Raw genomic sequence first — 16,735 nt, 5'->3', positions numbered from 1 at the left:
GCCCTTCATCCCCCTACACCACCCTTCCGGCCGTACCGGAGGGCAGTCTGCGAGAACGAGGTTAGGGGGTCAGAATTGGACGCCGATCCCCCGCCTCACGGGGTCAAAGTTGCACGCCGAAACACACTCAGAAGTACGTGGGGCCGGTTTCGGACCACGAGATCACACGGCGCGTCGAGCGCTTCCAGAACATCCGTGTGAGCTATCGCGAGCGTCGCGAGATCGCCAGCAGTCGTTCAAACCCATCGAAACAGCGCTGTCGCGCCCCAACCTTGTCCCCCACCAGCCAGGGTGATACCCGCCAAAAATTCCCCCACCGCCAAGATCCAAGAACAAGATCCAAGAACATGCCGAGCCACACCATCCGTCTGCATCGCGGCGACCTGCCGGCCGGGTACGATCCGGGGGCGGCGATCGCCGTCGACACCGAGACGCTGGGGCTCAACCCGCATCGCGACCGGCTCTGCGTCGTCCAGGTCTCGAAGGGGGACGGGTCGGCCGACGTGGTGCAGATTTTTCGCGATGGGCCGGTGCCGGAGGTTCTGAAATCCGTCCTCGCCGACGCAGGCGTCCAGAAGATCTTCCACTATGCGCGGTTCGACCTGGCGGTGTTGTACCGGGCGCTCGGGGTGATGCCGGCGCCGGTCTACTGCACCAAGATCGCCTCGAAGCTCGCGCGCACCTACACCGACAGGCACGGGCTCAAGGACGTGGTCCGCGAATGCGTCGGCGTCGATCTGTCGAAGGCGCAGCAATCCTCGGATTGGGGCGCCGACACGCTCACGCCGGCGCAGGTGGAGTACGCGGCGTCCGACGTGCTCCACCTTCATGCGGCGCGCGACCGGCTGAACCGGATGCTGGCCCGCGAAGACCGGGCGGACCTGGCCGAGGCCTGCTTCGCCTTCCTGCCGACCCGCGCGCGGCTCGACCTCGACGGCTGGCCCGAGGTCGACATCTTCGCGCACACCTGAGGCGGCCCGGCGGGGCAACCGGGCCGGGGGCCGTCAGTCGTCGCATGGCAACAGGTCGGCACCGTCGGAGATGAACTGCGCGGTGTCGCGCACCGGCCGCGGCGTGCGCGGATCGCGGGCGACGAGGCCGGCCTCCTCGCGCAGGCGGTCGTTGCAGGCGCAGTGCGCCAGCCGGCCGGAGGCGCGGTCCGGCGTGCAGGCGTCGTGGTGGGCGCAGGCGAGGTCGAGGGCGTCCACCGGCGGGTGGTTCGGCCCGCGGTTGCCCGGGCCGCAGAAGTTGCCGTGGATCAGGAAGGCGTTGTGGGCCCTGTCGATGCGCGGCATCTCCTGCGCGTGGCCGAGCGCCGGCAGGAGGGCGAGGACGCCCACGAGGACACCCATGCGGGCGGGCGCCCGGAGGCGGATGGTCGGAGAAACGGTCACGGTCGATCCTGTTCGCTGAAGCCGCCCACGCCGGAAAGATGGGGCGTCGCCTCCGCGAGGCAACCGTTGGACGCGCTGGGCGGTCCGGTCGTCGAGTCGAAGGTCGCGTCCGGGCTCGAAGCCGACAAGAGTTCGCGCGGCCGGCGAAGGACCAGTCGAGCACGAGCGAATTTCGCAAATGTTAAATCGAATGCCGGGCGTTGCTGCCTCGCGCAGCAAATCCCGGTGCCGGTTGCAGGATAATGCCGCCTCTTAGCCCGCGTGGGTGTCCTGTGGGCGGTCGAAATCCAACGCCGCGGTGTCGATCACGATCTGCGTGCGGCTGATCACCTCGAGCTTGCGCAAGATCTCGGAAACGTGAGCCTTCACGGTCGAATCGCCGACTTGGAGTTCGTGGGCGATCTGCTTGTTGAGCTTGCCCTGGCGGATCATCGTCAGCACCCGCACCTGCTGCGGCGTCAGCCGGGCCATGCGCGCGGCCAGCGGCGCCTTGCGGCCCGCGCCGCGGGCGGGCGGGCTCGTCTCGGTGAGGCCGGCGGGAATCGAGAGCGCGCCGGAGAGCACGTCCCGGATCGCCTGCGTCAGCGTCGCCTTGTCGACCGCCTTCGGCACGAAGCCGGCGGCGCCATGGTGCAACGCCTCGCGCATGATGCGCGGCTCCTCGTGGCCCGAGACCACCAGGATCGGCACGCGGGGGAAGCGGGCGCGGATGGTGACGAGGCCGTCGAAGCCCGAGACGCCCTGCATCGACAGGTCGAGCAGCGTCAGCTCGATGTCGCGGTGGGCGGCGAGCACGGCACACGCCGAGGCGATCCCGTCGGCCTCGTGCAGCACCGCCTCCGGGTAGGACAGCCCGATCGTGCTGGCGAGCGCCTCGCGGAACAGCGGGTGGTCGTCGACGATCAGGAGTTCCATGGCTTCGTCCGCCCGGCCGGCCGCAGGATAGCCGCCGCCGCCAATCAGGCGTTGCACATTCGCCCCCTTCGGCCAAGTCCCGGGGTGCGCCCCTACGGGCGGCGGATGGTGAGACGCGGCGGATCTCCGCCAGCCCGATCCGGGCCGTCACGGGTGCGGCGCGGACGTGTTCCTCGCCTGCAACATCGGCCTGCGATCGCGGCGGGTCTTCGGGACGTGATTGGATTTCGCCGACCGCACTCCGTTTGTTCGCGCGAGCACCCGAACGCGGAGCCGGCACGACCGGGCTTCGAACGGGCGGGTGCCGGCTTGCTCGATCTCGGACCGCCTTATGTCAACCTCGTCGCATCGGGCGCAGCCCGATGCCACCGTCCCGACCAAGCGCCCGGCGACGGACGCCTTCCAGATCCTCGTCCTCGTGGCGGGCCTGCTCACGATCGCCGTCGTGTGGGTCGGCCTGTCGTACCACCTGCACCTGCGCGAGCAGACCGCCAGGGAGCAGGCGACCCGCGACGTGGTCAACCTGTCGGTCGGGGTCGAGCAGCACGTCGAGCGGCTCCTCGTCGGCGTCGACCAAGTCATGGGCTTCATCGCCGACGACTTCTTCCGCGACCCCAAGACGTTCGACTTCCACGCCTGGCTCCGGCGCGCGACATCCCTCGAGCACGTCGTCCACCAGATGACCCTGTTCGACGAGCACGGGGACCTTCTCTATGCGCGCACGCCGCTGCCGGCGGGCTCGCCGCGCATCAACGTCCGCGACCGGGCGTACTTCCAGGCGCTGGCCGCGAACCCGGACCAGGGCCTCTACATCGATCGCACGCTGAAGGGTCGGATCACCGGCGCCTACGTGATGCAGGTGGCGCGGCGGCTCGCCCACCCCGACGGACGCTTCGCCGGCGTCATCGTCACCTCGATCGATCCCGATTACCTGGCCGGCCAGTTCAAGGCCTTCGACCTCGGCCCCCAGGGCAGCATCGCCCTCGTTGGCAACGACGGCTTCGTGCGCGCCCGCGCGCCACAGACAGCGGGCATGTACGAGCTGGACACCCGCACCCTCGACCTGCCCAGCAAATACTTCCAACAATTTCAACAAAAGACCTCGGACTCGTTCCGGATGGCGAGTCCCTACGATCACGTCACCCGCATCTACGGCTATCGCTCGGTCGGGACGCTGCCGCTCATCGTCAACGTCGGCAAATCCCTCGACGCGGTGATGGCTCCGCTGGCCGCCGAGCGGCTGCACGCCCAGGTCGCCGGCGCCATCGTGACGGCCGTGCTGCTGGCCGTGATCCTCGTTCTACTGCGTGGCTTGGAGCGCGGCAGCCGGCAGCGGGCGGCGCTGGCGCGGACCAACGCGACCCTGGCCGAGAAGGAGGGCGTCGCCCGCCAGGCCGAGGGCCGGGCGCAGGAGGCCAACCGCCTGCTGAGCCTCGCCGCGCAGATCGCCCATATCGGCCACTGGCGCATTGAGCTGCCCGGAAACGCCCTGTTCTGGTCCGACGAGGTGTTCCGCATCCATGGCCGCGACCCGGAAGCCGGGCCACCCTCTCTCGACGCTGCGCTCGCTTTCTACCACCCGGACGACCGCGAGGCCGTCGCGCGCCACGTCGCGGACGCGGTCGAGACCGGCCAAAGCTTCTCCTTCGCTGCCCGCATCGTCACGTCCGACGGCCGCTTCCGCGACATCGTCTGCCGCGGCCTGTGCGAGCAGGACGCGGCCGGGGCCACGACGGCGGTGTTCGGGACCGTCATGGACGTGACCGACCTGCGCCAGACCGAGCGCGCCGTGATCGACAGCGAGGCGCGCTACAGGCTGCTGGCCGACCACACCAGCGACATGATCGTCCAGGTCGACCTCGACACCACCCGCCGCTACGTCTCGCCCGCCTCGCGCGGGCTCCTCGGCTACGAGCCCGAGGAGCTGATCGGGACGAAACCGATCGACATGGTGCACCCCGAGGACCGGCCCGCGGTCGCCGCCCTCCTCGCGGAGCTCGGGGACGGCCGGCGGACCGAGGCGCTGAAGCGCCAGCGCTACCGCCGCAAGGACGGGGACTACGTCTGGGTCGAGGTCGGCTACCGCCTGGTCCAAGACGCCGCGGGCCGACCCCTCGGCTGCGTCGCCTCGACCCGGAACATCACCGCCCGGGTGGAGGCCGAGCAGCGCATCCGCGCGAGCGAGCACCGTTTCCGCCTGCTGGCGGAGAACACCGGCGAGCTGATCATCCTCGGCCACGACGACGGCCGGCGCTCGTACATCTCGCCGGCCTCCGAGCGCCTCCTCGGTTACGCGCCCGAAGAGCTCGGCGCGATGCGGCTCGCCGACTACGTCCACCCCGACGACCTCGGCCTGCTCTACGCGGCGACGCGCATGCTGTCCCGCGGCCAGGCGGAGGCGACGTGCGAGTACCGGGCGCGGAACAAGGCGCGCGGCTGGATCTGGGTCGAGGGCGTGTTCCGGCGCATCCCGGACGCCCAGGCCGGCGAGCCGACGATCGTCGCCACCTTCCGCGACGTCTCGGAGCGCCGCGCGCAAGGAGAGGCCCTTGCCGACGCCAAGGCGTCGGCGGAACGCGCGAGCGCGGCCAAGACCGACTTCCTCGCCGCGATGAGCCACGAGATCCGCACGCCGCTCAACGCCATCATCGGCTTCACCGACCTGATGGTCGCCTCCGGCCGCCTGCCCCAGGACCTGCAGCGCCAGGCCGAGCTGGTGCGCACGTCGAGCGCGTCCCTGCTCATGGTGGTCAACGACATCCTCGACTTCTCCAAGGTCGAGGCCGGTGCCGTCGCCCTCGACCGGCAGGCCTTCGACCCGCGTGCGCTGGTCTACAACAGCCTCGCGATCGTGCGCGGCGCCGCCGCCGGGAAGGGCCTGGAGGTCCGGGCGGTGATCGATCCGGCCCTGCCCAAGGGCTTGGTGGGCGACGAGGGGCGGCTGCGGCAGGTGCTGCTCAACCTGCTCAACAACGCGATCAAGTTCACGGCGCGCGGCTCCGTCACCCTGAGCGTCCAGCACGGTGGCGCGACCGAGGCCGGCGAGCGCCTGCGCTTCAGCGTGGCCGACACCGGCATCGGCATCGCCCGGGACAAGCAGGACCGCCTGTTCCGGCGCTTCTCGCAGGTGGACGGCTCGATCGGGCGGGATTTCGGCGGGACCGGCCTCGGCCTCGCCATCAGCCGGCAGCTCATCGACCTGATGGGCGGCGAGATCGGCGTCCTGTCCGACGAGGGCGTCGGCGCCACGTTCTGGTTCTCGGTGGTGCTGCCGCACGGGACGGTGGCGCGCAGTATCGCCCTCGTCACGCAGGCTCCGGCGGCGCGGCGCTCGGGCCACCTGCTCCTCGTCGAGGACAACGCGATCAACCAGGAGCTGGCGCGCGCCGTCCTCGAGGTCGGGGGCCACACGGTCGACGTGGTCGACGACGGCGAGGCGGCGATCCGGGCGGTGGAGCGGAGCCGCTACGACCTCGTGCTGATGGACGTGCAGATGGCCGGCATGGACGGGCTGACCGCCACGCGCCGCATTCGCGCCCTCGGCACCCACGCCGCGACCGTGCCGATCGTCGCCATGACCGCCAACGTGCTGACGGACCAAATCGAGGCCTTCCGCGCGGCCGGCATGGACGACCACATCGGCAAGCCGTTCGAGCGGGCGGCGCTCTACCGCCTGATCGACAAGTCGCTGGCTTGGAACGCCGGAACCGCGCCGTCCGATCTGAGCGATGCCGGGCTTCGTGCCGCCCTGCCCGATCAGCAGACCTACGACGCGATGTCGGCGCAGGTCAGGCCCGAGCGGTTGGCCAGCCTGCTGGAGGCGCTGGCCGACGAGTTGGGCGCGAGCTTCCTCGGCGGCGATGCCTCGGTGGAGGAACGCGACCAGCTTCGCTTCGAAGCACATACGCTCACCAGCTCGACCGGCATGCTCGGCTTCACGGCGTTGTCCGATGCCTGCCGGGCGCTGGAGGGCATCCACGAGCAGCGCGTGGTCGGCGAGGGGCTGGAGGTGTTCCGGCAAGACTTGGAGCAGGTCCGCTCGCTCTGCCGCCAGGCGAAGGCGGCATCGCTGGTCCTGCTTCGGGAGACGCAGGCCGGCGGCGCCCGATCGATCGCGAACACGTAGCTCGGGCGTCGGTGCGCCGCGGGCCGAAGGACCCCGTCTCGAACATCCCCAAGCGGCGGCTCGGGGTTTCCGGCCCCGTTGCAGGTTTCGATGGCGCGCCACATACTCGCGCACTTCAACAACCCGCGGATCAACCGGGGGCGGACGACGATCGGGAGCGGGACGTGGCGGACGGAACGCAGGTGCGCACGCATCTGTGCGGCATCAGAACGGCCTGGACGGAGCGCGGCTCCGCCGGCGAGGCCGTGGCCGAGATCGCGCGGGCGTTCGGCGCCGGGGTGGCGCGGCTCCTGGTGTTCTTCTCCCCCGACTACGACCCCGAGACCCTGAACCGTCGGCTCGCCGAGGCGTTTCCGCGGGCCGAGATCGCCGGCTGCACCATGTCGGGCGGGATCGCCCCGGCCGGCGGGCTCGACCGCGGCCTGGTGGCGATCGCGTTCCCGGCCGACGGCTTCCGCATCGTCTCGACGGTGCTCGACGCGATCGACCACCTCGACGTCGAGCGCACCGCGGGCGCGGTGCGGGCCCTGCGCCGCCGGTTGGAGCCGCAGGGGCCCGCCCACACCCAGCCGACCCGGTGCTTCGCGCTCTCGCTGATCGACGGGATGACCAACGCCGAGGAGACGGTGGTCTCGGCCATCACCTGGGCTCTGGAGGGCATCCCCCTCGTCGGCGGCTCGGCCGGCGACGGCCTCACCTTCCGCGACGCGGTGCTGCTGCATGGCGGCGCGATCCACCGCAACGCCGCCGTGCTGCTGCTCGTCGAGAGCGACTTCCCGGTGCAGATCTTCAAGAGCGACAACTTCGAGCCGACCGACGTCAAGTTCGTGGTGACCGCCTCGAACGGCGAGGCCCGCACCGTCTACGAGCTGAACGCGGAGCCGGCCGCGCGCGAATACGCCATGGCGGTGGGGCTCGACCCTGAGCGGCTGACACCGATGAGCTTTGCCGCCTACCCGCTCGCGGTGAAGGTCGGCGGCGAGTACTTCTGCCGCTCGATCCGGCGGCTCAACGCCGACGGCTCCCTCAGCTTCTTCTGCGCGATCGACGAGGGCGTGGTGCTGACGCTCGCCGAGCCGCGCGACATCGTCGCCACCACCCGGGCCAAGCTCGCCCGGCTCGATCTGGCGCTCGGCGGCGTCGACCTGATCATCGGCTTCGAGTGCGTGCTGCGCCGCCTCGACGCCGAGAGCCGGCAGGTGCGCCAGGGCATCGCCGACCTCTACCGCCGCTACGACATGGTCGGCTTCGAGACCTACGGCGAGCAGTACCGGGCGATGCACCTCAACCAGACCCTGACCGGCATCGCCATCGGCAAGCGACCGGCTGATGTGATGAGGCCGGCCGACGCGCCGCCGGCCCCTCCGGCGACCCCATGACCCTGCACCCGCCCGGGCTGGCGGGCGAGGCGTCCCTGCGCCGGCGCATCGCCAAGCTGGAGCGGATCAACGCCGCGCTGATGGCCCATGTCGAGCGCAGCACCGACCAGCGCGGCGGCGCCTACGCCCTGTTCCAGACCGCGATCACCCTCGAGGGGCGCATCCGCACCCGCACCGAGGAGATGACGGCGCTGATGCACCGCCTGGAGCGCTCGAACGAGGCGCTGGCGGCGGCCAAGGACGAGGCCGAGACCGCCAACCGCTCCAAGACCCGGTTCCTCGCCGCCGCGAGCCACGACCTGCTGCAGCCGCTGAACGCCGCCCGGCTCTCGATCTCGGCGCTCGCCGACCTGCCGCTCGGGCCGGAGGCGAGCCTGATCGGGGCGCAGGTCGAGCGCGGGCTGCAGACCATCGAGGACCTGATCAAGACCCTGCTCGACATCTCCAAGCTCGATGCCGGCATCGTCCGCCCGCAGGTGCGGCCGGTCGCGCTGCCCGACCTGCTGGCCGGGCTGGCGGCGAGCTTCACGCCGTTCGCCGCGCGCAAGGGCCTGCGCCTGCTGGTGCGCAGCCCGGACCTGGCGGTGTTGAGCGACGGCCTGCTGCTGCGGCGCATCCTGCAGAATCTGCTCTCCAACGCGATCCGCTACACCGCCTCCGGCGGCGTCGCCCTGGTCGCCCGCCGCCGCGCCGGCGCCGTGCGGATCGACGTGATGGATTCCGGCTGCGGCATCGCCGCCGACGAGCACGCGCTGGTGTTCGACGAGTTCTACCGCGGCAGCGCCGCCGCGGGCGATTCCGGTGGAGCCGAAGCCGACGGCCCGGGTCTCGGCCTGGGGCTTTCGATCGTGCGCCGCATGGCGCTGGCCCTCGACCACCCGCTGGCACTCGCTTCCCGCCCCGGTCACGGCACGCGGGTGTCGCTCACCGTGCCGGAGAGCGACACGCCGGCCGGGGCGGAGGCCGAGACGCGCCCGCTGCCGGTGGCGACGCGGCTCTCGGGCGCTCGCGTCGTCGTCGTCGAGAACGACGCCGCCACCGCCGACGCGCTCACGCGCCTGCTCCAGACCTGGGACGCCGAGGTCGCCACCTTCCGCGACCTGGCCGGCGTCAACGCGGCCCTGCGCGCGGGCGGCCTCGAGCCAGACATCCTGATCCTCGACTACCACCTCGACGACGGCGCCTGCGGCCTCGACGTCGCCGTCACGCTCAGGGCCGGGCGTACCGCGCCGCTGCCGGTGATCGTCACCACCGCGGACCACGCCCCCGAGATCGCGGCGGAGGCGGCGCGCCTGGGCGCAGAACTCATGCACAAGCCGATCAAGCCGGCGCAGCTGCGCGCGCTGCTGACCTACCTGCTGGCGTGAGGGCGGCGCCCGGCGATCAGGCCGCCGGCGCGACCTCGGTTGCAGCGGGGGCATGCTTCTTCCGCTTGCGCTTGCGCGCCCGGACGAGGGTGTCGGCCTCCTCGTCGGCGCCGCGCTCGGACAGGGCGAAGCCGTGCAGGTCCGCCAACGCGCCCGCCGGAGCCTCGGCCAGGGCGTAGAAGGCGGCGCGGACGATCTCCTTCTTGCTTGCCTCCGGGTGCTTCTCCCGGATCGCGGCGCGGATCTCCTTCGGCTTCATCCCCGGCGTGACGACGTCGCGCATCGTCGCCGCGACTTCCGCGATGGACGCCATGTGTGGTCTCCTCGACGCAACCGGTCGGTCGATTCCGGCGGCGAAGCTTAACCCATGTGACCATCCGACGACACGGCCACAACTCTGGTATACCGCCGACCAGACCTTGTCCGCGCAGGCCCGACGCCGTATCGAAATTCCGTTCCTTCACGAGACCGGAACCAACTTCCAGGGCGCACCTCTGCCAAGAGGCGCGCCTTGTTTCGTCGGGGCTGGATGTTTCGCGACTGAGTCACCGTCCCGAGCCGCGCAACAGCATCTTGAGGCGCTGGTCGGCGTCGTCGATGCGGGCGGCGATGCCGCGGCGGATGCATTTGCCGAGGGTGTCGCCGGCATAGAAGCCGAGCTTCGCCTCCTGCTCGCGGCAGGCGGAGGTCGGCGGCCAGGCCAGGAACGCGGCGGCGGCGATGGCGATGACGAGGATCTCGATCACCAGCCAGCTGCCCCAGCCGAGGCGGAAGCCCTCGCGCTTGCCCGCGCCGTGCCGGGGCCGGCGCGGCGCGGCCGACGCGGCCTGGGTCTCCGGCCGGGTCAGGCTGTCCGGGTTCTGCGCGGGCGCCACGATTCGGTTCAGGCGGGTGCGCGCCCGCTCCGCGTCGGTGAGCGGGCGCGGTGCGGCGCCGTCGGTGGGGTGGGCGTACATGGTCGGCTCGTTCAGAAGAGGGCGCATGGGGGCTCGGTGTCGTGGCTAAACCGGCCGCGGACCGAAATCAGTTCATCGCCCGGCGCAGGGCGGCGAGGTCGGTGGGGAGCGACAGGGCGCCGTTCAGGATCTCGCCGCGGGCGCAGGCGCCGGCCTTGAACAGCTGGCCGAGGCCGGCGCCGGCGCGCGACCCGCAATCGGTCACGAGGTAGCTCGCGGCGAACAGCGCCATCGGGGCGAGGAACAGCGCGAGCTTGAGGAGCGAGAACGCCCGCCCGAACACGCCCCGGCGTCGCGGCCGCGGCTCGTCCCAATCCGCGTCGCGCGCGTACCGCTCGTCATCCTGGTGCATGGCCGGACCGACCTCCCGGGGCGCCTTCGATGGACCGCATGACCGGCCGCAGCGTGAGAATGCCGTCCCGACTTGAACATCTCGCTAAGCGACGTGCTTAACGGCGGCGCACGCCCCCGGCCCTGCCGTCGCCCAAACCTTGGCGAAGCAATTGCAAAGGCCTAAGCCGCGGGGTGGGATCGGGCCGGCCGCGCGAGTCGTCCGCGGGCGGACATCCGCGCCGCCGCATCAAACCGGGAGCAGCCCTTGGCCACCATCATTCCCGTCGCCTCCTTCGACTACGTCGTGTTCGGCGCGACCGGCGACCTCACCACCCGCAAGCTGCTGCCGGCCCTGTACCACCGCTACAAGGACGGCCAGATCCCGCCGACCTCCCGGATCATCGGCGCCTCGCGCTCGGAACTTGCGGTCGAGGCGTTTCGCGCCCGCACGCGGGACGCGCTGAAGCGCTTCGTGGCGGCCGACGACCTCGACGAGGCGACGCTCGCCGCCTTCCTCGACCACCTCGACTACGTGGCGGTGGACGGGGCCGGCGACGACGGCTGGCCCGACCTCGTGGCCAAGCTCGACGAGCGGCCCGACCAGGTGCGCCCGTTCTACCTCGCGACCTCGCCCGACCTCTACGGCTCGATCTGCCGGAACCTCGCCAAGTTCGGCCTCGTCGGCGAGAAGTCCCGCGTCGTTCTGGAGAAGCCGATCGGCAAGGACCTCAAGTCGGCCCGCGCGATCAACGACGCGGTCGGCGAGGTGTTTCCGGAAGAGCAGATCTTCCGGATCGACCACTACCTCGGCAAGGAGACGGTGCAGAACCTGCTGGCGCTCCGCTTCGCCAACACGATCTTCGACCGGCTTTGGACGGCGGACGTGATCGACCACGTCCAGATCACGGTGGCCGAGACCGTCGGCGTCGAGGGCCGGGCCGGCTACTACGACACGTCGGGGGCGCTGCGCGACATGCTGCAGAACCACATCCTGCAGCTCCTGTGCCTGACCGCGATGGAGAGCCCGCTCAACCTCGATGCCAACTCGGTGCGCGACGAGAAGCTCAAGGTGCTGCGCGCCCTGAAACCGATCACGGCCGGCGACGTGCAGCAGGTGACGGTGCGTGGCCAGTACGTGCAGGGCGCCGTCGACGGCAAGCCGGTGGAGGGCTACCTCAACGAGCTCGGGCACGACAGCCGCACCGAGACCTTCGTGGCCTGCAAGGTCGAGGTTCAGTCGTGGCGCTGGGCCGGCGTGCCGTTCTACCTGCGCACCGGCAAGCGCCTGCCGCAGAAGCTCTCCGAGATCGTGGTGCAGTTCCGCGCCGCGCCGTTCTCGATCTTTCCCGAGGAGTCGTTCGGGCGCGAGCCGAACCGCCTCGTCATCCGCCTGCAGCCGCAGGAGGGGATGAAGCTCGAGGTGATGACCAAGGATCCCGGCCCCGGCGGCATGCGCCTCCGGCCGACCAACCTCGACATCTCCTTCGAGGAGACCTTCAAGCAGCGCTACCCGGACGCCTACGAGCGCCTGCTGATGGACGTGGTGCGCGGCAACGCCACCCTGTTCATGCGCCGCGACGAGGTCGAGGTCGCCTGGGCCTGGGCCGACAGCCTGCTCAAGGCCTGGGCCGACCGCCGGGAACCGCCGCGCGCCTACCCCGCCGGCAGCTGGGGCCCCACCGCCGCCATCGCCCTGATCGAGCGCGACGGGCGGACCTGGCATGAGGAGCTTCGATGACCTCGTTCGCACGCTGTCTGGCAGGCCTCGCGCTCCTCGCGACGCCGGCGCTCGCCGAAGGCCCCGGCACCGGGCAGGACTACGCCCCGAGCGGATCGCCGGGCGGCGCGCGGCCCGACACCCGGGCGCTGACCTGCGCGGACGCCGCCGCCCTCGTCGCCCGCGCCGGCGCCGTGGTGATGACCACCGGCGCGATGACCTACGAGCGGATCGTCCGCGACGGCGGCTTCTGCACCATCGAGCTGACGGCGCGGCCGGCCTTCGAGGCCACCCGTGACGTGCGGATGTGCTTCGTCGGATACCGGTGCGTCGAGCGCATGCAAGAGGGTCGAGACGGGCCGTGACGGGATCGACTGGCCTCAGGCTGCGGGGACGCCGATCAGCTCGGCCTGAAGGTCGCCGAGATAGGCGCTGAGCCGGGCGGTGATCGCCGGGTCGGCGCATTGGACCCAGAGCGGCACCGGCAGGGCGGCGCGCGGGCAGCGCAGGATGATCCGCTCGGCCGAGAGGGCGGCCTGCCGCTCGGTCGCCGCCGCCAGGAGCTTCGAGCCCGCGGGCGTCCCGATCATGATGGCGATGCTCGTCATGCCGGGCCAACCCGCGAGCGCGCCGTCCGTTGCCTGCGTGCGGGTGGCCGGGACGGCGTGTCGCGTGCGCTATCCCGCCCGTCGGGCGTACCCTATCTTGGCCGCGGCCCGCGGGAGACGGAGGCCCGGGCAAATGGGGGTTGGAACGCCGTGCGACGCCTCCTGAAGTTCCTGCACACGATGGGCGCGATCGGCCTGATGGGGGCGGCGGCCTGCCTGCTGGTGCTGTTCGTGTTCGTACCGCCCACCGCCGACCGGGCCGGATACGCGCTGATGCGCGGGGCGATGGGTGCGGTCGCCACCTGGATCTTCCTGCCCTCGCTCGCGCTCACCCTGCTGTCCGGCCTGCTGGCCCTGGCGCAGCGCGCCTTTCACCGGGCGGTCTGGGCCTGGGCCAAGCTCGCCACCGGCGTGCTGATGTTCGAGGGCGGGCTCGTCTACGTGCAGGGGCCGATGCGGCAGGAGGCCGAGTTGAGCGCCGAGGCGCTGGCCGGCCGCCTCGATCCCGGCCTGCTCGCCCAATCCCTCGGGCCGGAGCGCAACACCCTGTGGCTGCTGCTGTTCGTCGCCACCGCCAACGTCGTCCTCGGCGTCTGGCGCCCGCGGCTGATGCGGCGGGTCGTGACGGCCTCCCGCTCGGCGGGATGACGCTGCGCGGGCTTGTGATGACGCTGCGCGGGCTCGCGACGGGGAACGGATGCACCGGAGATCCGTTGCGCACGAGCGAAATCCGGAGGCCCCCATGGTCGCGATGCCCGTCCGCTACAGCCCCGACCTCGAGCAGGTGACGCCCGACGAGGGACAGACCATCGAGCGGCTGAACCAGACCTTCGACACCATCCTGACGCGGGTCGCCGACGATTCGGGACACGCGGTGCGCTCCGTCCACGCCAAGTCGCACGGCATCCTCGAAGGCGTGCTGACGATCGACGCGAACCTGGCCCCGGAGCTGGCGCAGGGCCTGTTCGCCACGCCCGGCACGCACCCGGTCTACATGCGGCTCTCGACCAACGCCGGCGACATCCTGCCCGACGCCGTGTCGCTGCCGCGCGGTCTCGCCCTGAAGGTGCTCGACGTGCCCGGCGAGCGCCTGCCCGGCGCCGAGGGGACGACGCAGAACTTCATCTTCGTCAACGGCAAGGTGTTCCAGGCGCCGAACGCCGAGAAGTTCTTGGGCAGCCTCAAGCTGCTCGCGGGCACCACCGACCGGGCCGAAGGCCTGAAGGTCGCCGCCTCCACCGTGCTGCGCGGGGTGAACAAGGCGCTGCACGCGGTCGGCATCGACAGCACCACCGTGGGCGCCCTCGGTGGCGCGCCGAACGTCGACCCGCTCGGCGAGACCTATTACAGCGTCACCCCGTTCCGGTACGGCGACCATGTCGCCAAGTTCTCGATCGACCCCGTCGCCCCGGCGTTGACCGCGCTCACCGGCACCGAGATCGACGCCTCCGGCCGGCCGAATGCGATCCGCGAGACCGTCAGCGCCGAGATGCAGGGCATCGAGGGGGTGTGGGAGTTCAGGGTGCAGCTCTGCCGCGATCGCGAGCGCCAGCCGGTCGAGGACCCGACGGTCGAATGGGACGAGGCGGAGGCGCCGTTCCAGCGGGTCGGGCTGATCACCGTCCGCCCGCAGGACAGCTGGGAGCCGGGCCGGGTCCAGGCGGTGGACGAGCAGATGCGCTTCAGCGTCTGGACCGGGCTCGCCGCGCACCGTCCGCTCGGCAACATCAACCGGGCGCGCAACGCGCCCTACAAGCACTCGGCCGAGTTCCGCGAGCGCTTCAACGGTTGCCCGATCCACGAACCGTCGGCCTGAGCGCCGCGAGAGGGCGCCCGGGGCGTTTCATCGACGAGCCGGAGCGGGGCTCACGCCGCGTCGGCGGCCGCGACCCGGACCGGCTCGCGCGGGGCGGGCCGCTTCGGAGGCGATGGTGCGCGGGTGCCGGCGAGGTCGGCGAGCTCCGGGGCCTGGGCTGTGTCGTCGATCGTGAGGAACAGGCCGCGGGCGCGGGCCGCCCGGCCGAGGTCGGCGCGGCTCGTCAGCACGCTCTGGGCCGGGCTGGTCAGCAGGGCGATCACCACCGGCGACAGCCACAGGGCGAGCCACGGGTCGCCGACGAGGGCCAGCGCGAGGCCGGCCAGCGCGCCGACCACGAGGGCGTCGGCCTGGAGGCGGCAGGCCTCGGCCCAGCTCACCTTGCGGTCGTCGCGGGCCTGGGCGTCCCAGCGCACCACCCGGCCGAAGAAGGTCGAGATCACGGCGCCGGCGGTGAACAGCGTCATCACCGGCCAGAGCAGCACCCAGATCGCCTGTTCGAGCGCCGCGCTCGCGAGCAGCGCGCGGGTGCCGCCGAAGGCGTCGCGGCGCCCTTTGTCGGCGAGCGCGTGGCCGAGGCTCAGGAGCTTCGGCAGCGCCAGCACCGTGACGGTGAGGGCGGCCAGCGCGTGCGCGGCGGCGCCGGCGCCGGTCAGCCCGTAGCCGAGCAGGCCGAGCTCGCCCGTGCGCGCGGCGAGCCACGTGCCGGCGACGAGGTAGGCGATCCAGAGCGGCAGCATCGCGTAGGAGACGATGCCGACCGCGAGGTGCCAGCGGCTCGCCGCCTTGAGGCCGGGCCAGGGCAGGACGCGCAGGTGCTGCATGTTGCCCTGGCACCAGCGGCGCTCCCGCCCGAGCAGGTCGACGAGGTTCGTCGGCATCTCCTCCCAGGTGCCGCCCATCTCCGGCAGCAGGCGGACCTCCCACCCGGCGCGCACCAGCATGCCGCCCTCGACGATGTCGTGGCACAGGATCTCGCCGCCGAGCGGCGCGCGCCCCGGCAGGACAGGGAGCTGGGCGTGGTCGGCGAAGGCCGCGATCCGCAGGATCGCGTTGTGGCCCCAGTAGCTGCCCTCCGGCCCCTGCCAGGTCTCGAGGCAGCGCAAAGCCAGCGGCGCGTAGAGCCGCACGGCGAATTGCTGGATGCGGGCGAACAACGTGTCGCGGCCGGCGGCGTAGGAGACGGTCTGGATCAGGCCGGTGGCCGGGCTCTCCTCCATCAGCCGGGCGAGGCGGCGCATCGTGGCGCCGCTCATCAGGCTGTCGGCGTCGAGCACGATCATGAAATCGTATTCGGGGCCGTAGGTGCGGGTGAACTCGGCGATGTTGCCGGCCTTGCGCCCGACGTTCTCGGTGCGGCGGCGATAGCGGATCTCGGGGATGCCGGGGCCGGCGGTCTCGCGCCAAGCCTGGATGCGGGCGAACTCGTGCTCCTCCACCGCGGCGATCGCGCCGTCGCGGGTGTCGGAGAGGACGAACAGGTCGATGTCGCCGCCATCGACGGCGTCGCGGGCGAGCGAGCGCGCCATCACCCGGAGCGCCGAAAACACCGCCACCGGGTCCTCGGCGTGGATCGCCACCACCGCGGCCGTGCGCGACAGGCCCGAGGCGCGGGCCGGCACCGTCTCCGAACGGCGCTCCAGGGCGGATTTCGCCCGCGCGCCGAAGCCGGACGCGACGAGGCCGTAGAGGTACTGCCACGCCACGAACGCCTGCCAGGTCATGACCACCGCGAACAGGACCAGTACCGTTCCCCCGAGCCAGGCCTCGGTCGGGTCGGCGCGCACCGGCTCGGCGAGTGCGGCGAGCCACGCGATCACGGCGCCGACCCCGAGCGAGGGCAGGGCGAGCGCCAGCCGCCGCCCGAGCAGCGCGCCGGCCTTGCGACGGCCGTCGCGCTGCCAGGTTTCGGCGCCGCACCTCTCGACAGGGCGCCCGTCGGCGTGGGAGGCCGGCGCGGTCGTGGACGGAATGGGACGCGTGGCGGGCATGGAGCGCATCGAACTCGAAGGTGAGGACACCCCGCCGGCGGCGGGGCCGCGGCTCGGCGCCGGCGAGGGCCGGGGCGACGGGCCGGGGCACGGCCTGCCGGCGCAGGGCGGCCCCGAGGCTCCCCCGCAACCA

Annotated in this window: 15 protein-coding genes; 8 read left to right on the top strand and 7 right to left on the bottom strand. The window is 71.8% G+C overall.

The window, feature by feature from the left end; genetic code table 11:
* Window positions 1-347 precede the first annotated feature (347 nt).
* On the top strand, window positions 348-971 hold the full coding sequence (locus tag FV226_RS23580; RefSeq protein WP_147764826.1) for a ribonuclease D: 624 nt from the start codon (window positions 348-350) through the stop codon (window positions 969-971).
* A 33-nt stretch (window positions 972-1,004) separates the two neighbouring features.
* Here FV226_RS23580 and FV226_RS23575 read toward each other — a convergent pair whose 3' ends face one another.
* Window positions 1,005-1,394 carry a hypothetical protein gene (locus FV226_RS23575; RefSeq protein ID WP_238272264.1) on the bottom strand — a complete coding sequence of 130 codons (390 nt, stop codon included), beginning with the start codon at window positions 1,392-1,394 and terminating at the stop codon, window positions 1,005-1,007.
* A gap of 252 nt (window positions 1,395-1,646) precedes the next feature.
* On the bottom strand, window positions 1,647-2,309 hold the full coding sequence (locus FV226_RS23570; RefSeq protein ID WP_147764827.1) for a response regulator transcription factor: 663 nt from the start codon (window positions 2,307-2,309) through the stop codon (window positions 1,647-1,649).
* A 331-nt stretch (window positions 2,310-2,640) separates the two neighbouring features.
* Between FV226_RS23570 and FV226_RS23565 the strand changes: the two genes are divergently transcribed.
* The 3 genes from FV226_RS23565 (at window position 2,641) to FV226_RS23555 (ending at window position 9,181) form a co-directional block, all read left to right on the top strand.
* On the top strand, window positions 2,641-6,435 hold the full coding sequence (locus FV226_RS23565) for a PAS domain S-box protein (protein WP_147764825.1): 3,795 nt from the start codon (window positions 2,641-2,643) through the stop codon (window positions 6,433-6,435).
* Window positions 6,436-6,599: 164 nt separating this feature from the next.
* On the top strand, window positions 6,600-7,814 hold the full coding sequence (locus FV226_RS23560; protein ID WP_147764824.1) for an FIST N-terminal domain-containing protein: 1,215 nt from the start codon (window positions 6,600-6,602) through the stop codon (window positions 7,812-7,814).
* On the top strand, window positions 7,811-9,181 hold the full coding sequence (locus tag FV226_RS23555) for a hybrid sensor histidine kinase/response regulator (protein ID WP_147764823.1): 1,371 nt from the start codon (window positions 7,811-7,813) through the stop codon (window positions 9,179-9,181). Before FV226_RS23560 ends, FV226_RS23555 begins: the two co-directional genes overlap by 4 nt.
* Window positions 9,182-9,197: 16 nt before the next feature.
* Here the strand turns inward: FV226_RS23555 and FV226_RS23550 are convergent, their stop codons facing one another.
* The 3 genes from FV226_RS23550 to FV226_RS23540 form a co-directional block, all read right to left on the bottom strand.
* Window positions 9,198-9,494, bottom strand: coding sequence for a hypothetical protein (locus tag FV226_RS23550; RefSeq protein ID WP_147753307.1), 297 nt, complete (start codon window positions 9,492-9,494; stop codon window positions 9,198-9,200).
* Between the two features lie 232 nt (window positions 9,495-9,726).
* Complete coding sequence (locus FV226_RS23545; RefSeq protein WP_147764822.1) at window positions 9,727-10,164, bottom strand: hypothetical protein; 438 nt, start codon at window positions 10,162-10,164, stop codon at window positions 9,727-9,729.
* A 40-nt stretch (window positions 10,165-10,204) separates the two neighbouring features.
* The gene (locus FV226_RS23540; RefSeq protein ID WP_147764821.1) at window positions 10,205-10,489 is read right to left on the bottom strand and encodes a hypothetical protein; all 285 of its coding nucleotides are present in this window, start codon (window positions 10,487-10,489) and stop codon (window positions 10,205-10,207) included.
* Between the two features lie 246 nt (window positions 10,490-10,735).
* Here FV226_RS23540 and zwf point away from each other — a divergent pair, with 246 nt between their 5' ends.
* Both zwf and FV226_RS23530 read left to right on the top strand, forming a co-directional pair.
* Window positions 10,736-12,208 (top strand): glucose-6-phosphate dehydrogenase, encoded by a 1,473-nt coding sequence (zwf, locus tag FV226_RS23535; RefSeq protein ID WP_147764820.1) that lies wholly within the window; start codon window positions 10,736-10,738, stop codon window positions 12,206-12,208.
* Complete coding sequence (locus FV226_RS23530) at window positions 12,205-12,552, top strand: hypothetical protein (RefSeq protein WP_187273770.1); 348 nt, start codon at window positions 12,205-12,207, stop codon at window positions 12,550-12,552. Before zwf ends, FV226_RS23530 begins: the two co-directional genes overlap by 4 nt.
* Window positions 12,553-12,567: 15 nt before the next feature.
* Here the strand turns inward: FV226_RS23530 and FV226_RS23525 are convergent, their stop codons facing one another.
* Entirely contained in the window at window positions 12,568-12,795 is a 228-nt protein-coding gene (locus FV226_RS23525; RefSeq protein ID WP_147753310.1) for a hypothetical protein, read from the bottom strand.
* Window positions 12,796-12,945: 150 nt separating this feature from the next.
* Here FV226_RS23525 and FV226_RS23520 point away from each other — a divergent pair, with 150 nt between their 5' ends.
* A complete protein-coding gene (locus FV226_RS23520) occupies window positions 12,946-13,443 on the top strand; it encodes a hypothetical protein (protein WP_147753311.1) in 498 nt (165 codons plus the stop codon).
* Window positions 13,444-13,537: 94 nt separating this feature from the next.
* Window positions 13,538-14,611: a catalase family protein gene (locus FV226_RS23515; protein ID WP_147764819.1), complete on the top strand. Its 1,074-nt coding sequence runs from the start codon at window positions 13,538-13,540 to the stop codon at window positions 14,609-14,611.
* Between the two features lie 50 nt (window positions 14,612-14,661).
* Here FV226_RS23515 and mdoH read toward each other — a convergent pair whose 3' ends face one another.
* Complete coding sequence (mdoH, locus tag FV226_RS23510) at window positions 14,662-16,602, bottom strand: glucans biosynthesis glucosyltransferase MdoH (RefSeq protein ID WP_147764818.1); 1,941 nt, start codon at window positions 16,600-16,602, stop codon at window positions 14,662-14,664.
* Between the last annotated feature and the right edge of the window lie 133 nt (window positions 16,603-16,735).

It is taken from the genome of Methylobacterium sp. WL12 (genome assembly GCF_008039475.1).
GTDB classification, from domain to species: domain Bacteria; phylum Pseudomonadota; class Alphaproteobacteria; order Rhizobiales; family Beijerinckiaceae; genus Methylobacterium; species Methylobacterium cerastii.
The sequence above is the reverse complement of the archived record's forward strand: the minus strand, read 5'-3'. Positions and strand labels throughout refer to the sequence as shown.